The sequence below is a fragment of the Colwellia sp. SU-HH01217 genome, from assembly GCF_057543495.1.
Window position 1 is genome coordinate 137,656 of sequence record NZ_BAAJLX010000005.1, and the last position, 17,691, is coordinate 155,346.

Genomic DNA, 17,691 nt, shown 5'->3' on the forward strand with positions numbered 1-17,691 from the left:
AATCGACTACCATTTGGCTAACTATGCATTAATCTTGTTTAGCCCTGATTAGCTCTAAATAGCGAAGAAAACTACACACAAATTCGGTTTAAAGTAATGTCCATTGATGAAGTTGTGTCTTGCTGCTCGCTAGCATGTTTAGCGACTGAAGTTAGCCCTTGATTTATCTCTTGGCTTAATGAAACAACAGCCATCATATTGTCGTTTATCGACGCGGTTGATATTTGTTGTTCATTAGTACCACTAGCCATTTGCGAGGTTAAATTATCAACATCGGTAAAAACTTCTCCCATTTTACCAAATGCTGCAACAACTTCTTCTGAATAAGTTAAGCTTTCTTGTGTTAAAGATTGACCACGCGCAATAGCATTAACTGCATTGGTCGACTTTTCTTGTAAACCTTCAACCATAGAATGAATCTCTACAGTAGATTCTTGTGTTCTGTGGGCTAAGGCACGTACTTCATCAGCAACAACAGCAAAGCCTCTCCCTTGCTCACCTGCACGAGCCGCTTCAATGGCGGCATTTAGCGCTAGTAAATTTGTTTGATCTGCAATCCCACGTATAACATCAAGTACCAAGCCAATTCGAGCGCATTCCTCTTGAAGTAGCGCTAATTCGTCTGCGGTTTCATTAACCTCTTTTGTACAAGACTCTAATGTTTGCTGGCTTGTGGTTGATGAATGAGTACCTTGAGATAAAATATTAATGATCTCACTGGTTGTTTCACTCACTTGATTAGCGCTATTAGATAAAGTTTGAGAAGTGGAAGCAACTTGTTCTATAGATTGGGCCATTTGTTCAATTTGATTCGCTGACTCATCAACAGCAATAACCGACTCAGACATTTTTTCAGTCAACAAAACAGAGCCTGCATTAAGTGCTTCAGATTCGCTACGTATTTCTTCAATTACATCAGATAAGCTGGCAATAAAATCGCTTAAATCATTAATAACCTTTGCTAAATCGTCATTATGATTATCTTTTAAAGGAGATTCTGGTGCTTCATTAACACTAACAACTTTGTTCACATACCCTTGAAGGTTTTCAATACGCTTAAAAAGCTGTTGGTTGGAATATAAAAAGCTTAAAAATAGTTGTACGACAGTCATAACAAACAGTATGCCAATAGTGGCAGTTTTACTGATATTCTCTTCTAAAAAAAATAATACTACTAAGATGAAAAAGACACTAACGACTGCGCTCGGTAAAAGAAGCTTAATGTTTAAGCGATTGAACATAACATGACCTATATTTTAATATTGATAAGCTAAGCGGCTCATTAATTACCACTCGTTTAAACACTAATTTTTTACATTAACATATGCAAAAAAGTACCCACAAAGGTATTAACTTGCTATTACTATTTGTTGTTAACTGTTTAAAAATAACCGTGAGCTGAGTGCAAATCAAGAAATTTAATCATTATCAGGAATCAATTGACTAAAAACTTTGACTTAACCTAATATAATGTACAACAATTAAGCTAACTATTTTGCATACTTCTAAGAAATACTTATGGTTGCTTTTCTCCTTATCATTCTATGTTTAGCAATGCTGATCTCTGGCATTTATCTACTCAAACAGACCGCTAATAAATTTAATCTATCTGAAGAAAAATTAGCACGAATAAAAAAAAGAAATGCCGCACTTGAAAAAGAAGAGCAAGAAGATGAAAACAATTAATAGATTAGCACCAATAATATCATCATAAAATTAACTCATTAATGACGATATAACGTTTTAATTAAATGATAACCAAACTTAGTTTTTACAGGGCCATGAACTTTTAAAATTGGCTTTTTAAAAACAACATTATCGAACGCTTTTACCATTTGCCCTGGACGAAACTCACCAAGGTCTCCTCCCTTCTTCCCTGACGGACAAAGAGAAAATTGTCGAGCAAGTTTTGCAAAATCACCACCTTTAGCTAGTTGCTCTTTAATTTCGTTTGCTTGTTTTTCTGTTTTAACTAAAATATGTACTGCACTGGCTAAAGCCATGATTAGGTTCCTTTAAAAATACATTCAGTGTTATTATTACTAATCGAACTTGTCCGATGACATTTTATGTCATCTTAAGATACAATATTGAAAATTAAATTGTAATTCCTATTCTTTAAAGCTTGAGGTCATCATGTCGTCGATTCAAAACCTTTTTAATAATAACCAAAAATGGGCAGAAAGTGTTAAAAAAGACAGTCCGGATTTTTTTTCTAATCTGTCAGAGCAGCAAGCACCAAAGTTTTTATGGATAGGTTGTTCAGACTCTAGAGTACCTGCTAATAGCTTAATGGGCTTAGCACCGGGCGAAGTGTTTGTTCACAGAAATATTGCCAATGTTGTGGTTCATACCGATTTAAATTGTTTATCAGTGATTCAATACGCGGTCGATATTTTAAAAGTAGAACATATCATTGTTTGTGGTCATTATGGTTGTGGTGGCATTAATGCAGCCATGACAGATGAAAGCTTTGGCTTAATCGATAATTGGCTCAAGCATATTAAAGATGTTTATCGTTTTCATAAAGAAAAAGTAGACAGTGTTGAAGATGCGACTGAAAAATCAAACTTAATGTGTGAGCTGAATGTTATCGAACAAGTCGCGAATATTTCCAGTTGTAGTATATTAAAAAAAGCGTGGGCTAAAGAACAGAAAGTGACCGTGCATGGTTTTATCTATAAATTGCATGACGGCATATTACAAGATTTAGAAGTATCCGTGAACGGCAAATAATTGAATTACCTAAAAATTGAATGCCTTATTTCAAGGTAATTAAAAACTAAAAAACAGCACAAGAAGTGCTGTTTTTTTTGGGGTAAATAAAAGTAGTTAACTTACCTGAACTCAGCTTGGTTAAACAACACCACGTTCCATTTGGTTTAATTCAATCGATTTAAACAGAGCGGTAAAGTTTCCTTCGCCAAAACCTTGATCATCTACACGCTGAATCATTTCAATAAAAATGGGCCCAAAAATATTTTTAGTGAAAATTTGCAATAAATATGAATTCTCTTTTTGGCTATCAACCAATATTTGATGATCTTGAATACGTTTATGATCTTCTTTTACCCAAGGAATACGCTTAAAAACATCATCATAATATTCAGGAACAATATCTAAAGTATCAATTATGTTTTTATCTAGTTGATCTAAAGAACCAACTAAATCATCCGTAATAAACGCTAAATGTTGTACTCCTGGACCATTGTATTCTTCTAAATACTCATCAATTTGATTGTTACTTGTTCCCTTACCTTCATTAATAGGAATACTAAATAATCCACAAGGCGACTGCAGAGCATATGACACCAATGCTGTTTTTTCACCTTTAATGTCAAAGTAACGAACTTCAGTAAAACCGAACACTTCTTTATAAAAATCAGCCCATTTTTGCATGGTGCCTTGGTAAACATTATTCGTGAGGTGATCAACACGCAAGAAACCTTTATCATCAACTAGCACAGGTGAGTCTATTGCCTCAAAATCATCTTCGTATATCGAGCCAGGATTAGCGCTCGAAGTTGAAAATTTATCTATAAAGTAAATTAAACTATCACCAATACCAAAAATAGCCGGATAAGGTAATTTATTCTCCACCTGTTGTGCCGATTTAGCGCCGCGTTTTAAAGCTTCATCAAAAGCAAAATCAGCATCTTCCACTCGCCAGCCCATGGAACAAATTGCTGGACCATGACTTTTTGCAAACTCTTTTGAAAAGCCTGATTGTTCATTATTGAGTAAAAAATGAATATCATTTTGATTAAAATAATCTATATCGCGCCCTTTAAACTTTTTTGTTTTTGAAAAGCCAAAACCATAAAAGGCATTTTCCATAAAGTCGCTGTCTGGCGTTGCATATTCGGTAAATTCAATTCCACACAAGTTTAATGGATTTTTAACATCAGTCATTTCTTATTACTCTTATTTGTTACCCACCTTAGTAAAAATATCAAGGTGGTTATGCGTTAATAAAATCATTATCTAGGTCTTTATCTATTAGGAAAAGCCTGCATCGACTTGTGCTTAAAAATGCAATGTAAAAGAAAATGTACGAGAATAAATAGGTCAAAAATGAAGATGCTGATCTAGGCTATACTAGCTCAACCAGGTAGATGTACCAATAAGTTTACACCATTTAATTTAAGTGACTAAAAGCGAGGGTTGGCCATAAAATAATGTCGATGGGTAATTTTACTAGAAGATGAAATGGCCACCACTAATGGCATTGCCGTTGGTTCGAGCAATAAAAAATTACTGATCCATTTTCCTGATCCATTTTCCTGATCATGGTGTAGACGGAATGAGAACCGATGACCAAGGAAACTTATACATAGCGCGTTATGGTAAAGGCGTTGTTACTGTTGTTTTTCCCCTAGGTGAACTACTGAAAGAAATTGAACTAAAAGGCAACTTTCCTACCAATGTAGCATTTGGCGGCACTGACAAATAACAAGTTTTTGTCACGATGCAAAAACGCGGAGCGGTAGAGTCGTTTTACAATGAGTAGCTATGATTAGATTTCGCAGATAGATTTCACAAAATAATAAGGAGCCACATTCATAAAAAAAGACGCTAAAAAGCGTCTTTTATCATCACATTGATTTCATACTAGCTACACAGCTAGATTGATACCATTAATTTTGGCGTTGTGGACGCTCAGAGCGTTTATTTCCACTCGCTGCCGGCGCATCAGAAACCGAAATGGCTAATGGTTGACGACGAACTCGAACACCTTTCAACTGGTTAAATGAAGCAGTAGGAATACCTTTAGGTAACTGAACAAAACTATGCTTTTCATGTAAGTTAATCGCACCAATGTAGCTGCTATCAAGTGAGATTTCATTAGCGATAGCACCAACAATATCTCCAGGACGTGCACCGTGGTCTTTACCAACTTCTAAGCGGAAAGTTTGCCAATCAATATCATTTCTCACTGACTTAGGTTTGCGAGCAGGTCTTTCAGAACGATTGTCTCTATTGCCACGGTTGTCTGAACGTGCATCACGACGATTATCCCTGCCGCCACGGTCATTACGACTTCCGCGATCATTTCTGTCATTACGGTCACGTGTCTCACGACGTGGTTTAGGATCTTCTTTTGGCTGTAAAGGTTGATTTAATTGCTTTTGATACAACAAAGCTGCGGCTAAATCAGTCATCGACATTTCAGATTCATTAGCCATAGCTTCAACAATTTCTTTCATTGCAGTTAAATCTTTATCGCTAGCAAGTGCTGCCATTTCAGTGCGTGTACGTTCAATACGTTTCTTACCAATTTCTTGAATATTAGGTAATTCGTATGATTTAACAGTGCCAGAAGTTAAACGTTCGTAATGACGTAATGAATACATTTCACGAGGACGAACAAAAGATATTGCTATACCTTCTCGTCCTGCACGACCTGTACGACCAATTCGATGTACATAAGCTTCGTTGTCGCCAGGTAAGTCATAGTTAACCACTAATGAAATACGAGGAATATCTAAACCACGAGCAACAACATCTGTTGCAACAAGGATTGATGATTTACCTGATTTCATTTGATCAATACAACGTTCACGCTGTGCTTGGTTCATGTCACCATTCAACGCCAACGCAGGGTAACCTGCTTTTTCAAGTTGCTCAGATACTTCAACAGTGTCGTTACGAGTGCGCACAAACACAATCATGGCATCATAATCAACGATTTCAGCAATACGTTCTAATGCGGTAATTTTTCTAATACCACTTACTTTCCATGCGAATTGAGTAATATTGGCTTTTTCTTTCTTAACAGCAGCCACTTTGATGTGCTCTGGACTTTTTAAGAAACGGTTAGCAATTTTACGGATACCAGCAGGCATAGTTGCCGAAAACAAACACATTTGTGTCGTATCTGGCACATGATCGAGTGTCCAAGTAATGTCTTCTAAAAAGCCCATATTAAGCATTTCATCAGCTTCATCAAGCACACACACTTTTAAGTCGTCTAATTTAAGGCTTTTACGACGTAAATGATCCATTAAACGACCAGGAGTACCAACAACAACCTGTGCGCCACGCTCTAATTGTTGAAACTGAGGGCCGTAAGATTGACCGCCATATAAAGTGGCTACGCGTAAACCTTTCATATTTTTACCGAAAGATTCTATAGCCTCAGCAACTTGCATTGCTAATTCACGTGTTGGTGCCAATACCATTAATTGAGGTTTTCTAATATTAGTATCTATTTTTGATAAGGCAGGTAAGCCAAATGCAGCTGTTTTACCAGTACCTGTTTGTGCTTCACCTAAAACATCTTTACCTTCAAGAAGGTGAGGAATTGTTTTTGCTTGGATAGGCGTTGAGGCAGTAAAACCTAATGTAGTTACTGCAGATAATAAGTTTTCAGGCAAGCCTAAAGCGTCAAAGCCGATAGCGGCATTGGTTTGATCAGTCATATTAATTTCATCTTCTCAAGGCAGGTGTCAGCGACAATACTAGAGAACTTCATTTCTTATTAGAAATAAATAATTTAGAAAAGCCAACCTGTAACCCGCGTACAAATACGAGGAAACCACCAGGAAGACTCAAAGCGTATTCTTACGCTACATTCTGCTAATACATAGGAATATTAGCTTGGGAAAGTCTATTGGGCGGTATATACCCCACTCATAAAGTAAGACTCATCTGATGAGCTCCTTACTAAAGCGCGCATTATACAGACTCTACTTGTATATGCAAGATAAAGCGCAAAATGAAGCTCATATTAATTAATTTCGCGCATTATTATCCAATAAACGAAACCTGAGTTATATAATTCAGTTTCGTTTATTGGGAGTTATATCGTTTATGCAAATTAACTAACTGTCAATTTCAAATTCGCCTTTAACATTTTTAATGCTTAAGCCACCAGAGCCTGACTCTACAACTTTTAAACCACCAATATCATTAACATCAATATCCCCAGAGCCATCTTCAATAATAACCATACCACTTGTATTAGAAACAATTAAATCACCTGAACCATCGTCCAAGTGAATATTACCTTCGACATGATTAACACTAATAGCACCAGAGCCATCTTCTATTTCAATATGCCCTTTAATTTCAGTTAAGCTCATTTCTCCAGAACCGTCATCAACACCAACATTACCTACCACTTTAGTCACTTCTATTCGTCCAGAGCCATCATCTATCGTTAAGTTACCTTTGATTTCACTAACAACTAATTCCCCTGAACCATCTTTAACAGAAACATCGGCATTTATTCCTTTAATTAAGATACCACCAGAGCCATCATCTACCTCAAGGAGTAAATGTTGAGGGACGATGATTTCAATATCTATATGAGCATTACTTGAAGAAACAGACCAATAATCAGAATGGCGTTTATTTTTGGCAACTAAATAAGCCGTTGAACCAGAATTGTCCAAACTAAGATCATAGTATTCACCGTCTTTAGAGGTAGTATAAATATCGGCTTTAACCATTATTTCAGTTAAGCCCGCTTCGCCAATTATTGTTAATGACCCAGCACCTGTTTCAACATCTAATGCCGTTAACGACTGTGTATCAAGCGTTAATTCTTTTTTTATATGCACAGTAGCTTGTGGAGTAGCTGCAATTACAATACAGCCATTAAGCATAAAGACAGTTGCGATAGTCAGCAGAGTTTTAGTCAAATTCATTGTTTTATCTCGATAATTTAAAAAAGTGTTAACAACTATTATCAATTATCACGCCAACATTAACCCCTTTATTAACAATAACTTAAAAAACACAAAAATAATAAAGTGTAATAAAACACATACTATTTAGCCTTTTAAACTAATAAGTAGCAAAATATTTAATGAATGCCAATGTCGCATATCCTAAGGTGGATTTAGTAAATGATGGCTAAAAATTAAGATTATGGTTTAAGTGCAAATGTTAACCATAGAGAAGTAAAATACTTAGAAAGTTGAAATGTATTGTAAAAAAAACCTACTCGCTATAAATTATTATTAAGTGGTGTTAAATCAATAATGAAAATAATGAAAATAAAGAAAATAAAGAAAACCAATGGTTTTACACTAATAGAGTTAGTGGTTGTAATAGTTATCTTAGGTATTTTAGCAGCAACGGTAGCACCAAAATTTATTAATATACAAGATGACGCACTTCAAGCGACCATGTTAACTATGAAAGGCGCAATAAAATCTGCAGAGTCGATGGTTGCATTAAAGATTATCACTCGCCCTGAAAATTTGAATGCCAGACAAAATAGGTACTCATTAGCCAACGGACAAAATATTGGAGTACGTGGCAAGCTACCTGATGGCCGTTGGAACCTCACCTTTACTCACCTAGTAAATTTTGAGGATATTTCGCAAGTTAACACCAATAATTGTAATGATGCGACATTAAAATGGTGTGTTAGACAACGAGGCCAAAACTGGTTTAACAGCAGAGGTTACGCCAACCTTGGTACAGGTCGAGGTTTTGTTATTTTTCCTTTTAGCAAAAACCTCAATCAAGACAACTGTTACGTTTACTACCTCAACCAAAACAATAATGCCACTCCAACCACCATTGCTCCCTCAATTGTTGGATCTGATTTTAGTGGTTGCTAATAGTGGCTATTCGGCGCGTTAATGTACGACGATAAATTATTCTTCACTTAATATTTCTGAGAAATTGGCCAATTTATCTAACACTAAACCATGAATCGATTTTTTAGGGTAACGCCCTGTTCGACTTAATTTTCCTGCATTATTATCCATTAATATTTCTAACGCTTGATCAATGTCTTCAACTGGGTAGATTGAAAAATCTCCCTGTTCAACGGCATTAATAACTTCTTGAGAAAGCATTAAATTAATCATATTAGTCATAGGGACAATAACGCCTTGATTTCCCGTTAATCCGGTATCTTTACAAAGACGATAAAAACCTTCTATTTTCTCATTAACCCCACCAATTGATTGCACTTCACCGTGTTGATTAATAGATCCTGTAATTGCGATGCCTTGATCAATGGGGAGTAGAGTAATTGCCGAAATTAACGCACAAAGCTCAGCCATAGAAGCACTATCACCATCAATATGTCCGTAAGATTGCTCTATGGCAATATTGGCCGAAATCGTCACAGGCAACCCTTGACCGTATTTGTGTCCTAAATACCCGGTTAGCAGCAGTACACCTTTTGAGTGAATAGATTTACCTAAATCTACCTCGCGTTCGATATCGGTAACTCCGTCGGTACCTGCATAAACTGTAGCAGTGATTCTTGCTGGAGTACCAAAAACACTATCACCAATTTCTAATACTGTTAAACCGTTAACTTTACCAACTTGTCCACCTTGAGTATTGATCAACACTTGGCGCTCTTTAATTTCACTCAGCCAAGTTTCACTCATTCGTCCTGTACGGCGTTGTTTAGCAGACAATGCTAAGTTGATATGTTCAGCGGTTATCTCAAAGTCCCCTTTTTGTTTCGACCAAATATAATTAGCTTCGTCGAGTAAATCATTTACTTGTACGATATTTGATGAAATCTTTTCTTGATGTTCAGACTTTCTTAAAGCGTATCTAACTAGCTCAACTACCGCATCATCTGAAATAAGTGGGTAGTTATATTTATGTGCACGCTGTCTAATTAAGTTCGCATAAGCAACTAAATTTTCATCTGTTTTTTCTAAATGTCGGTCAAAATCTGCTAACACTCTGAATAATTCAGTAAACTCTTGATCGTATTCTTGCAAGGTGTAATAAATCTCAGGATCCCCTAGCAATACAATTTTAACTTTTAACGGTATCTTTTCTGGTTGTAAACTGTAAGAGCCTGGCTGACTAAATTCTGAATAGGGATTTTCAATGCTAATTTGTTGTGTTTTTAGCGCTAATTTTAACTTGGCCCATACCAAGGGCTGGTTCAATAATTTTTCAGCATCTAATAATAAATAGCCGCCATTTGCTTTATGCAATGCCCCTGCCCTAATTAAGCGGTAACTGGTGTAAGTAGCGCCTTGAAAACTTGCAAAGTCGACATGACCAAATAAATTTTGATAGGTTGGATTTTGTTCATAAACAACAGGAGTACCCTCATCTGGCGTTCGAGGCACTAACAGATTAGGCAAAAACTGTTCAACCATTAATTTACGGTTGTCTTTATCATTAGGGTTTTCGTTACTTTCATCAGCTAGTATTTCTAAAACGGCATCAACTACATGTTCTTTAACCTTTGATAAATATTTTAACACACCAATATTACTAGCAAATTCATGCTCAAGCTCTTTCAGTAGTGGTTGAATGCCCTTTTCAGCAGTTTCATAGCGAAGTTTACGCAACTTATCAGACGAGACACGCTTCCATAAAGGTAATTCAATTAATTGCTCTGAAAGCAAATCTTCTAAAACAGCCAAGCGCTTATAAAATTCTGCGCGTTGTTCGTCTTCTAAACTCGCAAATTCTTTGTCATTTAATGGCTTACCATCAACTAACATTGAAAAACCGATTTCCCCAGCTTCTTCAAATAAAACAACACTTTGCTTTAACGCTGATTCCTCAACAATTGAAATCGCTTCATCATACTTTTGATTAAACTCTCTATCAACAGCTGCTTTTTTTCGTTGATAACCGGGGTTATCAAAAATCTCTGGAAACAAGTCAATCAGTTCATCAATAAACGTATTCATTCGCGCAAGCAATTGCTTACCGTCACCGGGACTGACATAGAGCTTATAAGGAGTATGAGTATCATCAAAATTATTAATGTAACACCACTCATCAGGTGTTTTTTCACTGACAGCTAAACGGGTTAACATTTGCTTAATTAACGTTAAACGCCCTGTGCCATGTTCGCCCATAGCAAACACGTTAAAGCCTATAGCCTTCATAGACAAACCAAAGTCCAAGGCTTCCTTTGCGCGCTCATGGCCAATAAAACTTTGCTTAGTAACGGTATTTTTAGGTGATTGACCAAATAATTTTTCAGTTAAATTAGCGGTTAATTGATGTGGCGCAAGGCGCAAATTGTCAGCCGTTTTACTCATGTAGAGTCTCAGTGTGAATAACCACAATTAACTGCTTATTAATTAAACAGTTAGTGGTAGATTTTAATGTTAAGGCTAAGTGTACTCTAGCCGTATCTATTAGAAAAGGATCTTTACGGCATCATTCCTTGGCGAATAAATGTTTCACCATGGCAATGCAAACAAGCCGTAACTTTGGTTAAATGGGTAATAGTAATTTTTTCTTGGCAATGTTCACAGCATAGTTCACCAAAACCTATATAATCTCCTAATCGATAAATACCATCATGTTCAAAATCATCCATCAGCTCAGACCATTCAACTTGCGACTTGTCTGTCATCGTAGCGAGCGATTGCCATAACCTTTCATTCATTAATGTTAAATAAACAGAATTTTTGACTTGTTTTTGATTTTGCTGATAAAAATCGTGTAGATCATAAATAAAGCTATCAATAAACTGTTCTATTTTTTGCTGAGGGATGCTTTCTGCTGCACTTATATAAGCTTTAGCTTGTTCAACAACTTCAACGATTTTAGTAATTTCGTGGCTTTTAGTCTGCTCAATCCATTCATTAATATTTTGATAAAAATCACTTAATGCTGTTTTTTTATTCATACTATTTTCCCTTCTATTTTTCGCAATTCGTTAACCATTTTGAGTAGCAGGTATTGTTATCGTAAAGTATAGACAATATTTTGTGAGCTTTAGAGGCAATATCCGCTATTAAGCTCAGTTAAGATCAGGTATTCTATGGGACAAATTTTAATAGCCTCATGAGTGCTCAGTACAATTACTAGTATAATCTCATGTAGCACCCATCTACAGTGTTTGAGAAATAGTTAATGGAATCCACTTACAATCCCCAATCAATCGAAAAAAACGTTCAACAATTTTGGGTTGATAACAACACCTTTGCTGCCACAGAACAGCCAGAAAAAGAAAAGTTTTATTGTCTTGCAATGTTTCCATATCCTAGCGGTCGCTTGCATATGGGTCATGTACGCAATTATAGTCTAGGTGATGTAATTTCTCGTTATCAGCGTATGCAAGGCAAAAATGTCATGCAACCAATGGGTTGGGATGCATTTGGTTTACCTGCTGAAAATGCTGCCATTAAAAATAATTCTGCACCAGCCAAATGGACGTATGAAAATATTGATTATATGCGTGAGCAACTAAAATCATTAGGTTTTGGTTACGATTGGGGACGCGAATTAGCAACGTGTAAAAAAGATTATTACCGTTGGGAACAGTGGTTTTTCACTCAGCTTTATGAAAAAGGCTTAGTGTATAAAAAAAATGCCACCGTTAATTGGGATCCTGTTGATCAAACTGTTTTAGCAAACGAGCAAGTTATTGATGGCCGAGGCTGGCGCTCTGGTGCCATAGTTGAACGCAAAGAAATTCCGCAATGGTTTATTAAAATTACCGATTATGCCGAAGAGTTATTAAACGATCTTGATCAACTCACCGAATGGCCTGAACAAGTTAAAACCATGCAACGTAATTGGATTGGCCGTTCTGAAGGTGTTGAGATGACCTTTAAACTAGCCGATTCAAATGAAGAGTTCGACATTTACACGACGCGTCCTGACACATTGTTAGGGGTAACTTATGTTGCTTTAGCTGCTCAGCATCCACTCGCTTTAGCAGCAGCAAAAAACAATACGCAATTGAGCGACTTTATTGCTGAATGCAAAAATAGCAAAACCACTGAAGCTGATATGGCAGCAATGGATAAAAAAGGCGTTGATACAGGCTTAAAAGCGATTCACCCTATCAGCGGAAAACTTGTTCCTGTTTGGGCAGCTAATTTTGTATTAATGGATTATGGCTCAGGTGCAGTTATGTCTGTTCCTGGACACGATCAACGTGACTGGGAATTTGCAACAAAATATGGTTTAGAAATTAGCCAAGTTATAGCAGGTCAAGATGGCGACGACATTACTAAAGCTGCCATTACCGAAAAAGGCACATTGATAAATTCTGGCGAATTTGACGGATTAGGTTTTGAGGATGCATTTAAAGCAATCTCAGATAAATTAATTAGCGATGGCAGCGGTAAAATTACGGTGAATTATCGTTTACGCGACTGGGGTGTTTCTCGTCAACGTTATTGGGGAACACCTATCCCAATGATTAATTTAGCCAATGGAGAGTCTGTTGCGGTTCCTGCTGACCAACTACCGGTTGAATTACCAGAAGACGTAGTAATGGACGGTGTAAACTCACCAATAAAAAGCGATCTAGAGTGGGCTAAAACCACATACAATGGTGAAGAAGCATTACGTGAAACAGATACTTTCGACACCTTTATGGAGTCTTCTTGGTATTACGCGCGTTACTGTTCGCCGAACGACGATACGCAAATGCTTGATCCTGCCAAAGCCAATTACTGGCTACCGGTAGATCAATACATTGGTGGTATTGAACATGCCATTTTACATCTTCTTTATGCACGATTTTTTCATAAACTATTACGCGATGTTGGTTTAGTAAAAAGTGACGAACCGTTTAAAAGCTTGTTATGTCAAGGCATGGTATTGGCTGATACTTTTTACCGCGAAGCTGACAATGGCGCACAAGACTGGATCGCACCTAACGATGTTGAAGTAGAGCGAAATGAAAAAGGCCAAGTGGTTAACGCACTAAGCAAACTCGACGGGCAACCTGTTATTTCTGCTGGCATGAGCAAAATGTCAAAGTCTAAAAATAATGGCATTAACCCACAAGAAGTCATTGAAAAATATGGCGCAGACACTGTGCGTTTATTTATTATGTTTACTTCTCCGCCAGAGCAAACACTTGAATGGTCTGACAGTGGTGTTGAAGGTGCTCATCGTTTCTTAAAACGTGTTTGGAAATTAGTAGCTGACTTTGATGCGAATGAACAACCTATTGTTGCATTAAACGGCCTAACACTTAATAGCGCTCAAAAAGTATTACGTCGTGAGTTACACAAGACTATTACTAAAGTTACAGACGACATAGGTCGCCGAAATACGTTTAATACCGCGATTGCTGCTATTATGGAATTAATGAACCATTTAGCAAAAGCGCCAATGGATAACGTTGAAGATAAAGCGGTCATGAATGAAGCAGTACAAGCTGTAATTTTAATGTTAACGCCTATTGTTCCTCATTTAACTCATCATTTATGGTCACTTGTCGGCGATAAAACTCAAGGCGCTACAGTGGAAGATGCATTATGGCCAGTGGTTGATGAAAACGCTTTGGTTGAAGACGAAAAACTTATTATCGTTCAAGTCAACGGCAAAGTAAGAGCAAAAATTACCATTGCCGCTGATGCAGAACAAGCGACTGTTGAAAAAACAGCCTTAGCAGATGAAGTTGTCAGTCGATTTACTGAAGATAAAACTGTACGTAAAGTGATATACATACCAGGTAAGTTGTTAAACATTGTAGCGAACTAGCGTTATAATCATTTAACAGGAAAAATAAGTGGGTTAACTTAATGCTGGCCCACTTCCTGAAATTAACATCAAAGAAAAACAAAAGGTTTGCCGTGACAACCCATAAATCACTATTGATAACTCCTTCACTAATTAGCGCTGTTCGAGCTCGGTTTACTATCAAACTGAAATTTCAACGTTTTGTTATAGGGTTACTTATTGTTTCAGTTATTAGTTCATGTGGCTTTAGGTTGCGTGGCGACTATCTACTTGCTCCAGAGCTTCAAACCTTGTACGTGAGTTCAGTAGATACTCATGGTGAACTCACGCGTGTTTTAAAAAGGCATTTAGAGCTCAACCAAGTCACTATTGTAAAATCTTTTACAGTTGCTCATCCAGAATTACATGTATTAAAAGATAATTTAACTCGACGTACATTGTCTGTTTTCCCTAATGGTCAGGTCGCAGAGTATGAACTTATATATGCCGTTAATTATCAATTACGCTTTCCAAATCAAGATCCAAGAAATTATAGTTTTGAGTTAAATAGAGATTATCAAGACGATCCTGACATTGCCCTTGCAAAGTCTCGAGAACTGACATTATTGTTAAGCGAGATGCGTAAACAAGCCGCCGACAGAATATTAAGAAATATGGCGAGCATTAAAATTTAAGTGGATTTAATTCCCCAATAACTGTGCGACATTATGCGAATTTATCATAACCAATTAAAATCAACGCTCAACCAAGGTTTTCAACCTATTTGGTTAGTGTTTGGTGATGAACCTTGGCAAAAAAATGATAGTTTACACACCATAAAATCACACGCGCAACAACAGGGTTTTAGTGAACTAATACGCTTTAGTGTTGATGACAAATTTGATTGGCAGCTTTTACTCGGCGAATATCAAGCCATGAGTTTATTTGCTAGCCAACGAATTATCGAAGTAGAACTTGTCACAGGTAAAATTGGCGATGCTGGCGGTAAAGCACTACTGACTTTAATTGAGCATCTACACTCAGATGTACAGCTCATTTTTCATGGCCCTAAATTAGACGGGCCTACAGCCAATAGGAAATGGTTTAAAGCCTTATCCCAACAAGGTTGCTACTTGCCTTTATACGATATAGAGGTAAAAGCTTTAGGTGGTTGGCTACAACGCCAAGCTAGAGCGCTAAATGTTAACTTATCTTCTCAGGTCGTTTCTTTATTAATAGAACTCTTTGAGGGGAATTTACTCGCTTTAGAGCAAGAATTACAAAAACTCTCTATATTATTTGGCAGTCAATTGATAAACATGGAAGATGCCGAACAATTAGTGATTAACCAAGCTAAGTTTAATCCATTTCAACTCATTGATGCATTGTTGTTAGGGCAATTAGATAAATGCATTTCAATTTTAGGACAACTACAACAAGAAGGTACACCGGTTGCTCAACTTATTTGGTTTGTCCATAAAGAAATGAGTCAATTATTCGAGATGCTTGAACAAAAAGCGCAAGGCGCAAACATTAACGAAATATTTAAAAAATATCGTATTTGGGATAAACGAAAACCACTTTATCAGCATGCTCTCAACCAAATCACTTTAACTAACCTTAAGCGAAGTATGTCTCGTTTAGCTCAAGTTGACTTACTGAGTAAATCGAGTAGTGAATTTAATCACTACCTTTTACTCAGTGATATTTGCTTAAGCCTTTACCACGGCGAAACCATGGTAAATTATCCCCTCGATTATGAATACAGCTAATAAAATAGCAATATTAGGGGGAACTTTTGACCCTATTCATAATGGTCATATACTGCCAGCTAAACATGCTGCACAGTGGCTAGGACTCGCCCAAGTTCATTTAATGCCCGCTAATATTCCTCCTCATAAAAGCTCAGTTTCTGCTTCAGCAAAACAACGTGTCGACATGGTTAAACTAGTGTGTGATGACGATAAGCTTTTTACTTGTGATGAACGCGAACTCAACAGAACGACCCTTTCTTACACCGTTGACACCTTAAAAGAGATCAAACAGGCACACCCTGATCAAATTATATTTTTTATCATCGGTATGGATTCCTTACTCACATTTTTGCAATGGCATCAATGGCAAGTCATATTAACCTTGTGCCATTTAGTGGTAAATTGTCGTCCAGATTACCCGTTAGAAGAGCTAAGTCCTTGTCATCAGGCGTTATTAAAAAAGCATCAACTTGAAGGTGAAACTACACCCCAATCAATAACTCAGCAAGCCGGTTATATTCTATTCCCTCCTGAAATCGCTTGTGATATTTCTTCAACGCTTATTCGAAAAAATATTCAAGCGCAAAAAAATTGTCAGCATTTATTACCAAGTAAGGTAGAAAACTACATCAGAGATAACCAGCTTTATCGCCAATCACTATAATCTTTATTATATATTCCAAGTAGCCTGCCTATTTAAATAATGATATTATGCGCCAACAGTAGAACAAACTAGGAATAACCCCTTGCAAAGCAAAGCATTAACAGAATTTGTTATTGACAAAATCGAAGACATTAAAGGTAGAGATATCATTACGTTAGATATCACAGGCAAAGCCAATTTTGCTGATTATATGATTATCTGTTCAGGTAATTCTAATCGACATGTAAAATCAATCGCCCAGTCGATTGGCGCAGAATGTCGAGCGCAAGATGTTAAGCCACTAGGCATTGAAGGAAACGATGTTGGAGAGTGGGCATTAGTTGATTTAGGCGATGTTATTGTTCATGTGATGACCGATGAACAACGTGATAAATATCAGCTTGAAGAACTTTGGTCGTAATTACTTCTCTCTGGCTAAAAGAACAATAATATGCGCATTACCCTATACGCTGTTGGTAACAAAATGCCGTCTTGGGTTACTCAAGGCTTTCAAGAATACACTAGACGCTTCCCTCGTGATATGTCATTTCATCTCGTTGAAATTTCGCCAGGTAAGCGTGGTAAAAATGCTGATATCGCGCGTATTTTAGAAAAAGAAGGGGAACTATTACTCGCTGCAATTCCTAAAGGCAGTCGTATAGTAACCTTAGAGGTGGAAGGTAAGCCTTGGACGACCCCACAACTTGCAACGCAGTTAGAACGATGGCAACTTGACGGCAGAGACATTGCGTTATTAGTTGGTGGCCCTGAAGGTTTAGCTCCTGCGTGTATTAAAGCATCAGAGCAAAAATGGTCTTTATCTCCTCTTACCTTACCTCACCCTATGGTTAGAGTATTACTTGCTGAAAGCCTTTATCGTGCTTGGAGCATTAATAATAACCACCCTTATCATAGAGAGTAGCC

At 37.0% G+C, this 17,691-nt stretch carries 16 protein-coding genes and 1 pseudogene; 10 read left to right on the plus strand and 7 right to left on the minus strand.

Features of this window, described 5'->3' with window-relative positions:
• Positions 1–71: 71 nt before the first annotated feature.
• A complete protein-coding gene (locus tag AC27G3_RS08490; protein WP_487120624.1) occupies positions 72–1,241 on the minus strand; it encodes a methyl-accepting chemotaxis protein in 1,170 nt (389 codons plus the stop codon).
• Positions 1,242–1,518: 277 nt separating this feature from the next.
• Between AC27G3_RS08490 and AC27G3_RS08495 the strand changes: the two genes are divergently transcribed.
• On the plus strand, positions 1,519–1,686 hold the full coding sequence (locus AC27G3_RS08495; protein WP_487120626.1) for a DUF2897 family protein: 168 nt from the start codon (positions 1,519–1,521) through the stop codon (positions 1,684–1,686).
• A gap of 38 nt (positions 1,687–1,724) precedes the next feature.
• On the opposite strand, the gene ppiC is transcribed toward AC27G3_RS08495, so the two are convergent.
• Complete coding sequence (ppiC, locus tag AC27G3_RS08500) at positions 1,725–2,003, minus strand: peptidylprolyl isomerase PpiC (protein ID WP_487120628.1); 279 nt, start codon at positions 2,001–2,003, stop codon at positions 1,725–1,727.
• A gap of 133 nt (positions 2,004–2,136) precedes the next feature.
• Here ppiC and can point away from each other — a divergent pair, with 133 nt between their 5' ends.
• Positions 2,137–2,736: a carbonate dehydratase gene (can, locus tag AC27G3_RS08505; RefSeq protein ID WP_487120630.1), complete on the plus strand. Its 600-nt coding sequence runs from the start codon at positions 2,137–2,139 to the stop codon at positions 2,734–2,736.
• A 120-nt stretch (positions 2,737–2,856) separates the two neighbouring features.
• Here can and hppD read toward each other — a convergent pair whose 3' ends face one another.
• Positions 2,857–3,912 carry a 4-hydroxyphenylpyruvate dioxygenase gene (hppD, locus tag AC27G3_RS08510; RefSeq protein ID WP_487120632.1) on the minus strand — a complete coding sequence of 352 codons (1,056 nt, stop codon included), beginning with the start codon at positions 3,910–3,912 and terminating at the stop codon, positions 2,857–2,859.
• 358 nt (positions 3,913–4,270) lie between these two features.
• On the opposite strand from hppD, the pseudogene AC27G3_RS08515 reads away from it, so the two are divergent.
• Positions 4,271–4,453: pseudogene (locus tag AC27G3_RS08515) on the plus strand (SMP-30/gluconolactonase/LRE family protein); the annotation flags it as partial.
• A gap of 184 nt (positions 4,454–4,637) precedes the next feature.
• Here AC27G3_RS08515 and AC27G3_RS08520 read toward each other — a convergent pair.
• Together AC27G3_RS08520 and AC27G3_RS08525 are read right to left on the minus strand one after the other, a co-directional pair.
• Entirely contained in the window at positions 4,638–6,422 is a 1,785-nt protein-coding gene (locus AC27G3_RS08520) for a DEAD/DEAH box helicase (RefSeq protein WP_487120634.1), read from the minus strand.
• 402 nt (positions 6,423–6,824) lie between these two features.
• On the minus strand, positions 6,825–7,652 hold the full coding sequence (locus AC27G3_RS08525; RefSeq protein WP_487120636.1) for a DUF4097 family beta strand repeat-containing protein: 828 nt from the start codon (positions 7,650–7,652) through the stop codon (positions 6,825–6,827).
• A gap of 336 nt (positions 7,653–7,988) precedes the next feature.
• Between AC27G3_RS08525 and AC27G3_RS08530 the strand changes: the two genes are divergently transcribed.
• Positions 7,989–8,576 (plus strand): type II secretion system protein, encoded by a 588-nt coding sequence (locus tag AC27G3_RS08530; RefSeq protein ID WP_487120637.1) that lies wholly within the window; start codon positions 7,989–7,991, stop codon positions 8,574–8,576.
• Positions 8,577–8,612: 36 nt separating this feature from the next.
• Here the strand turns inward: AC27G3_RS08530 and AC27G3_RS08535 are convergent, their stop codons facing one another.
• Both AC27G3_RS08535 and AC27G3_RS08540 read right to left on the minus strand, forming a co-directional pair.
• Positions 8,613–10,997, minus strand: a complete 2,385-nt coding sequence (locus AC27G3_RS08535) for a Lon protease family protein (protein ID WP_487120638.1) — start codon at positions 10,995–10,997, stop codon at positions 8,613–8,615.
• Between the two features lie 113 nt (positions 10,998–11,110).
• Positions 11,111–11,593 carry a zinc ribbon-containing protein gene (locus AC27G3_RS08540; RefSeq protein WP_487120640.1) on the minus strand — a complete coding sequence of 161 codons (483 nt, stop codon included), beginning with the start codon at positions 11,591–11,593 and terminating at the stop codon, positions 11,111–11,113.
• Positions 11,594–11,820: 227 nt separating this feature from the next.
• Here AC27G3_RS08540 and leuS point away from each other — a divergent pair, with 227 nt between their 5' ends.
• The 6 genes from leuS to rlmH all read left to right on the plus strand — a co-directional run bounded on the left by leuS (position 11,821) and on the right by rlmH (position 17,689).
• Positions 11,821–14,412 (plus strand): leucine--tRNA ligase, encoded by a 2,592-nt coding sequence (leuS, locus tag AC27G3_RS08545; RefSeq protein ID WP_487120642.1) that lies wholly within the window; start codon positions 11,821–11,823, stop codon positions 14,410–14,412.
• Between the two features lie 92 nt (positions 14,413–14,504).
• Positions 14,505–15,065 carry an LPS-assembly lipoprotein LptE gene (locus tag AC27G3_RS08550; protein ID WP_487120644.1) on the plus strand — a complete coding sequence of 187 codons (561 nt, stop codon included), beginning with the start codon at positions 14,505–14,507 and terminating at the stop codon, positions 15,063–15,065.
• A 33-nt stretch (positions 15,066–15,098) separates the two neighbouring features.
• Positions 15,099–16,142, plus strand: a complete 1,044-nt coding sequence (gene holA / locus AC27G3_RS08555) for a DNA polymerase III subunit delta (protein ID WP_487120646.1) — start codon at positions 15,099–15,101, stop codon at positions 16,140–16,142.
• The gene (gene nadD / locus AC27G3_RS08560; RefSeq protein WP_487120648.1) at positions 16,129–16,788 is read left to right on the plus strand and encodes a nicotinate-nucleotide adenylyltransferase; all 660 of its coding nucleotides are present in this window, start codon (positions 16,129–16,131) and stop codon (positions 16,786–16,788) included. Before holA ends, nadD begins: the two co-directional genes overlap by 14 nt.
• Positions 16,789–16,870: 82 nt before the next feature.
• Positions 16,871–17,188 carry a ribosome silencing factor gene (gene rsfS / locus AC27G3_RS08565; protein WP_487120650.1) on the plus strand — a complete coding sequence of 106 codons (318 nt, stop codon included), beginning with the start codon at positions 16,871–16,873 and terminating at the stop codon, positions 17,186–17,188.
• Positions 17,189–17,218: 30 nt separating this feature from the next.
• Positions 17,219–17,689, plus strand: a complete 471-nt coding sequence (rlmH, locus tag AC27G3_RS08570; RefSeq protein ID WP_487120652.1) for a 23S rRNA (pseudouridine(1915)-N(3))-methyltransferase RlmH — start codon at positions 17,219–17,221, stop codon at positions 17,687–17,689.
• Positions 17,690–17,691: the final 2 nt, after the last annotated feature.

What these genes read in the sequence shown, in the direction of transcription:
- AC27G3_RS08490 (WP_487120624.1), bottom strand. Translation starts at nt 1,241, where the DNA reads ATGTTCAATCGCTTAAACATTAAGCTTCTTTTACCGAGCGCAGTCGTT.
- AC27G3_RS08495 (WP_487120626.1), top strand. Translation starts at nt 1,519, where the DNA reads ATGGTTGCTTTTCTCCTTATCATTCTATGTTTAGCAATGCTGATCTCT.
- ppiC (WP_487120628.1), bottom strand. Translation starts at nt 2,003, where the DNA reads ATGGCTTTAGCCAGTGCAGTACATATTTTAGTTAAAACAGAAAAACAA.
- can (WP_487120630.1), top strand. Translation starts at nt 2,137, where the DNA reads ATGTCGTCGATTCAAAACCTTTTTAATAATAACCAAAAATGGGCAGAA.
- hppD (WP_487120632.1), bottom strand. Translation starts at nt 3,912, where the DNA reads ATGACTGATGTTAAAAATCCATTAAACTTGTGTGGAATTGAATTTACC.
- AC27G3_RS08520 (WP_487120634.1), bottom strand. Translation starts at nt 6,422, where the DNA reads ATGACTGATCAAACCAATGCCGCTATCGGCTTTGACGCTTTAGGCTTG.
- AC27G3_RS08525 (WP_487120636.1), bottom strand. Translation starts at nt 7,652, where the DNA reads ATGAATTTGACTAAAACTCTGCTGACTATCGCAACTGTCTTTATGCTT.
- AC27G3_RS08530 (WP_487120637.1), top strand. Translation starts at nt 7,989, where the DNA reads ATGAAAATAATGAAAATAAAGAAAATAAAGAAAACCAATGGTTTTACA.
- AC27G3_RS08535 (WP_487120638.1), bottom strand. Translation starts at nt 10,997, where the DNA reads ATGAGTAAAACGGCTGACAATTTGCGCCTTGCGCCACATCAATTAACC.
- AC27G3_RS08540 (WP_487120640.1), bottom strand. Translation starts at nt 11,593, where the DNA reads ATGAATAAAAAAACAGCATTAAGTGATTTTTATCAAAATATTAATGAA.
- leuS (WP_487120642.1), top strand. Translation starts at nt 11,821, where the DNA reads ATGGAATCCACTTACAATCCCCAATCAATCGAAAAAAACGTTCAACAA.
- holA (WP_487120646.1), top strand. Translation starts at nt 15,099, where the DNA reads ATGCGAATTTATCATAACCAATTAAAATCAACGCTCAACCAAGGTTTT.
- nadD (WP_487120648.1), top strand. Translation starts at nt 16,129, where the DNA reads ATGAATACAGCTAATAAAATAGCAATATTAGGGGGAACTTTTGACCCT.
- rlmH (WP_487120652.1), top strand. Translation starts at nt 17,219, where the DNA reads ATGCGCATTACCCTATACGCTGTTGGTAACAAAATGCCGTCTTGGGTT.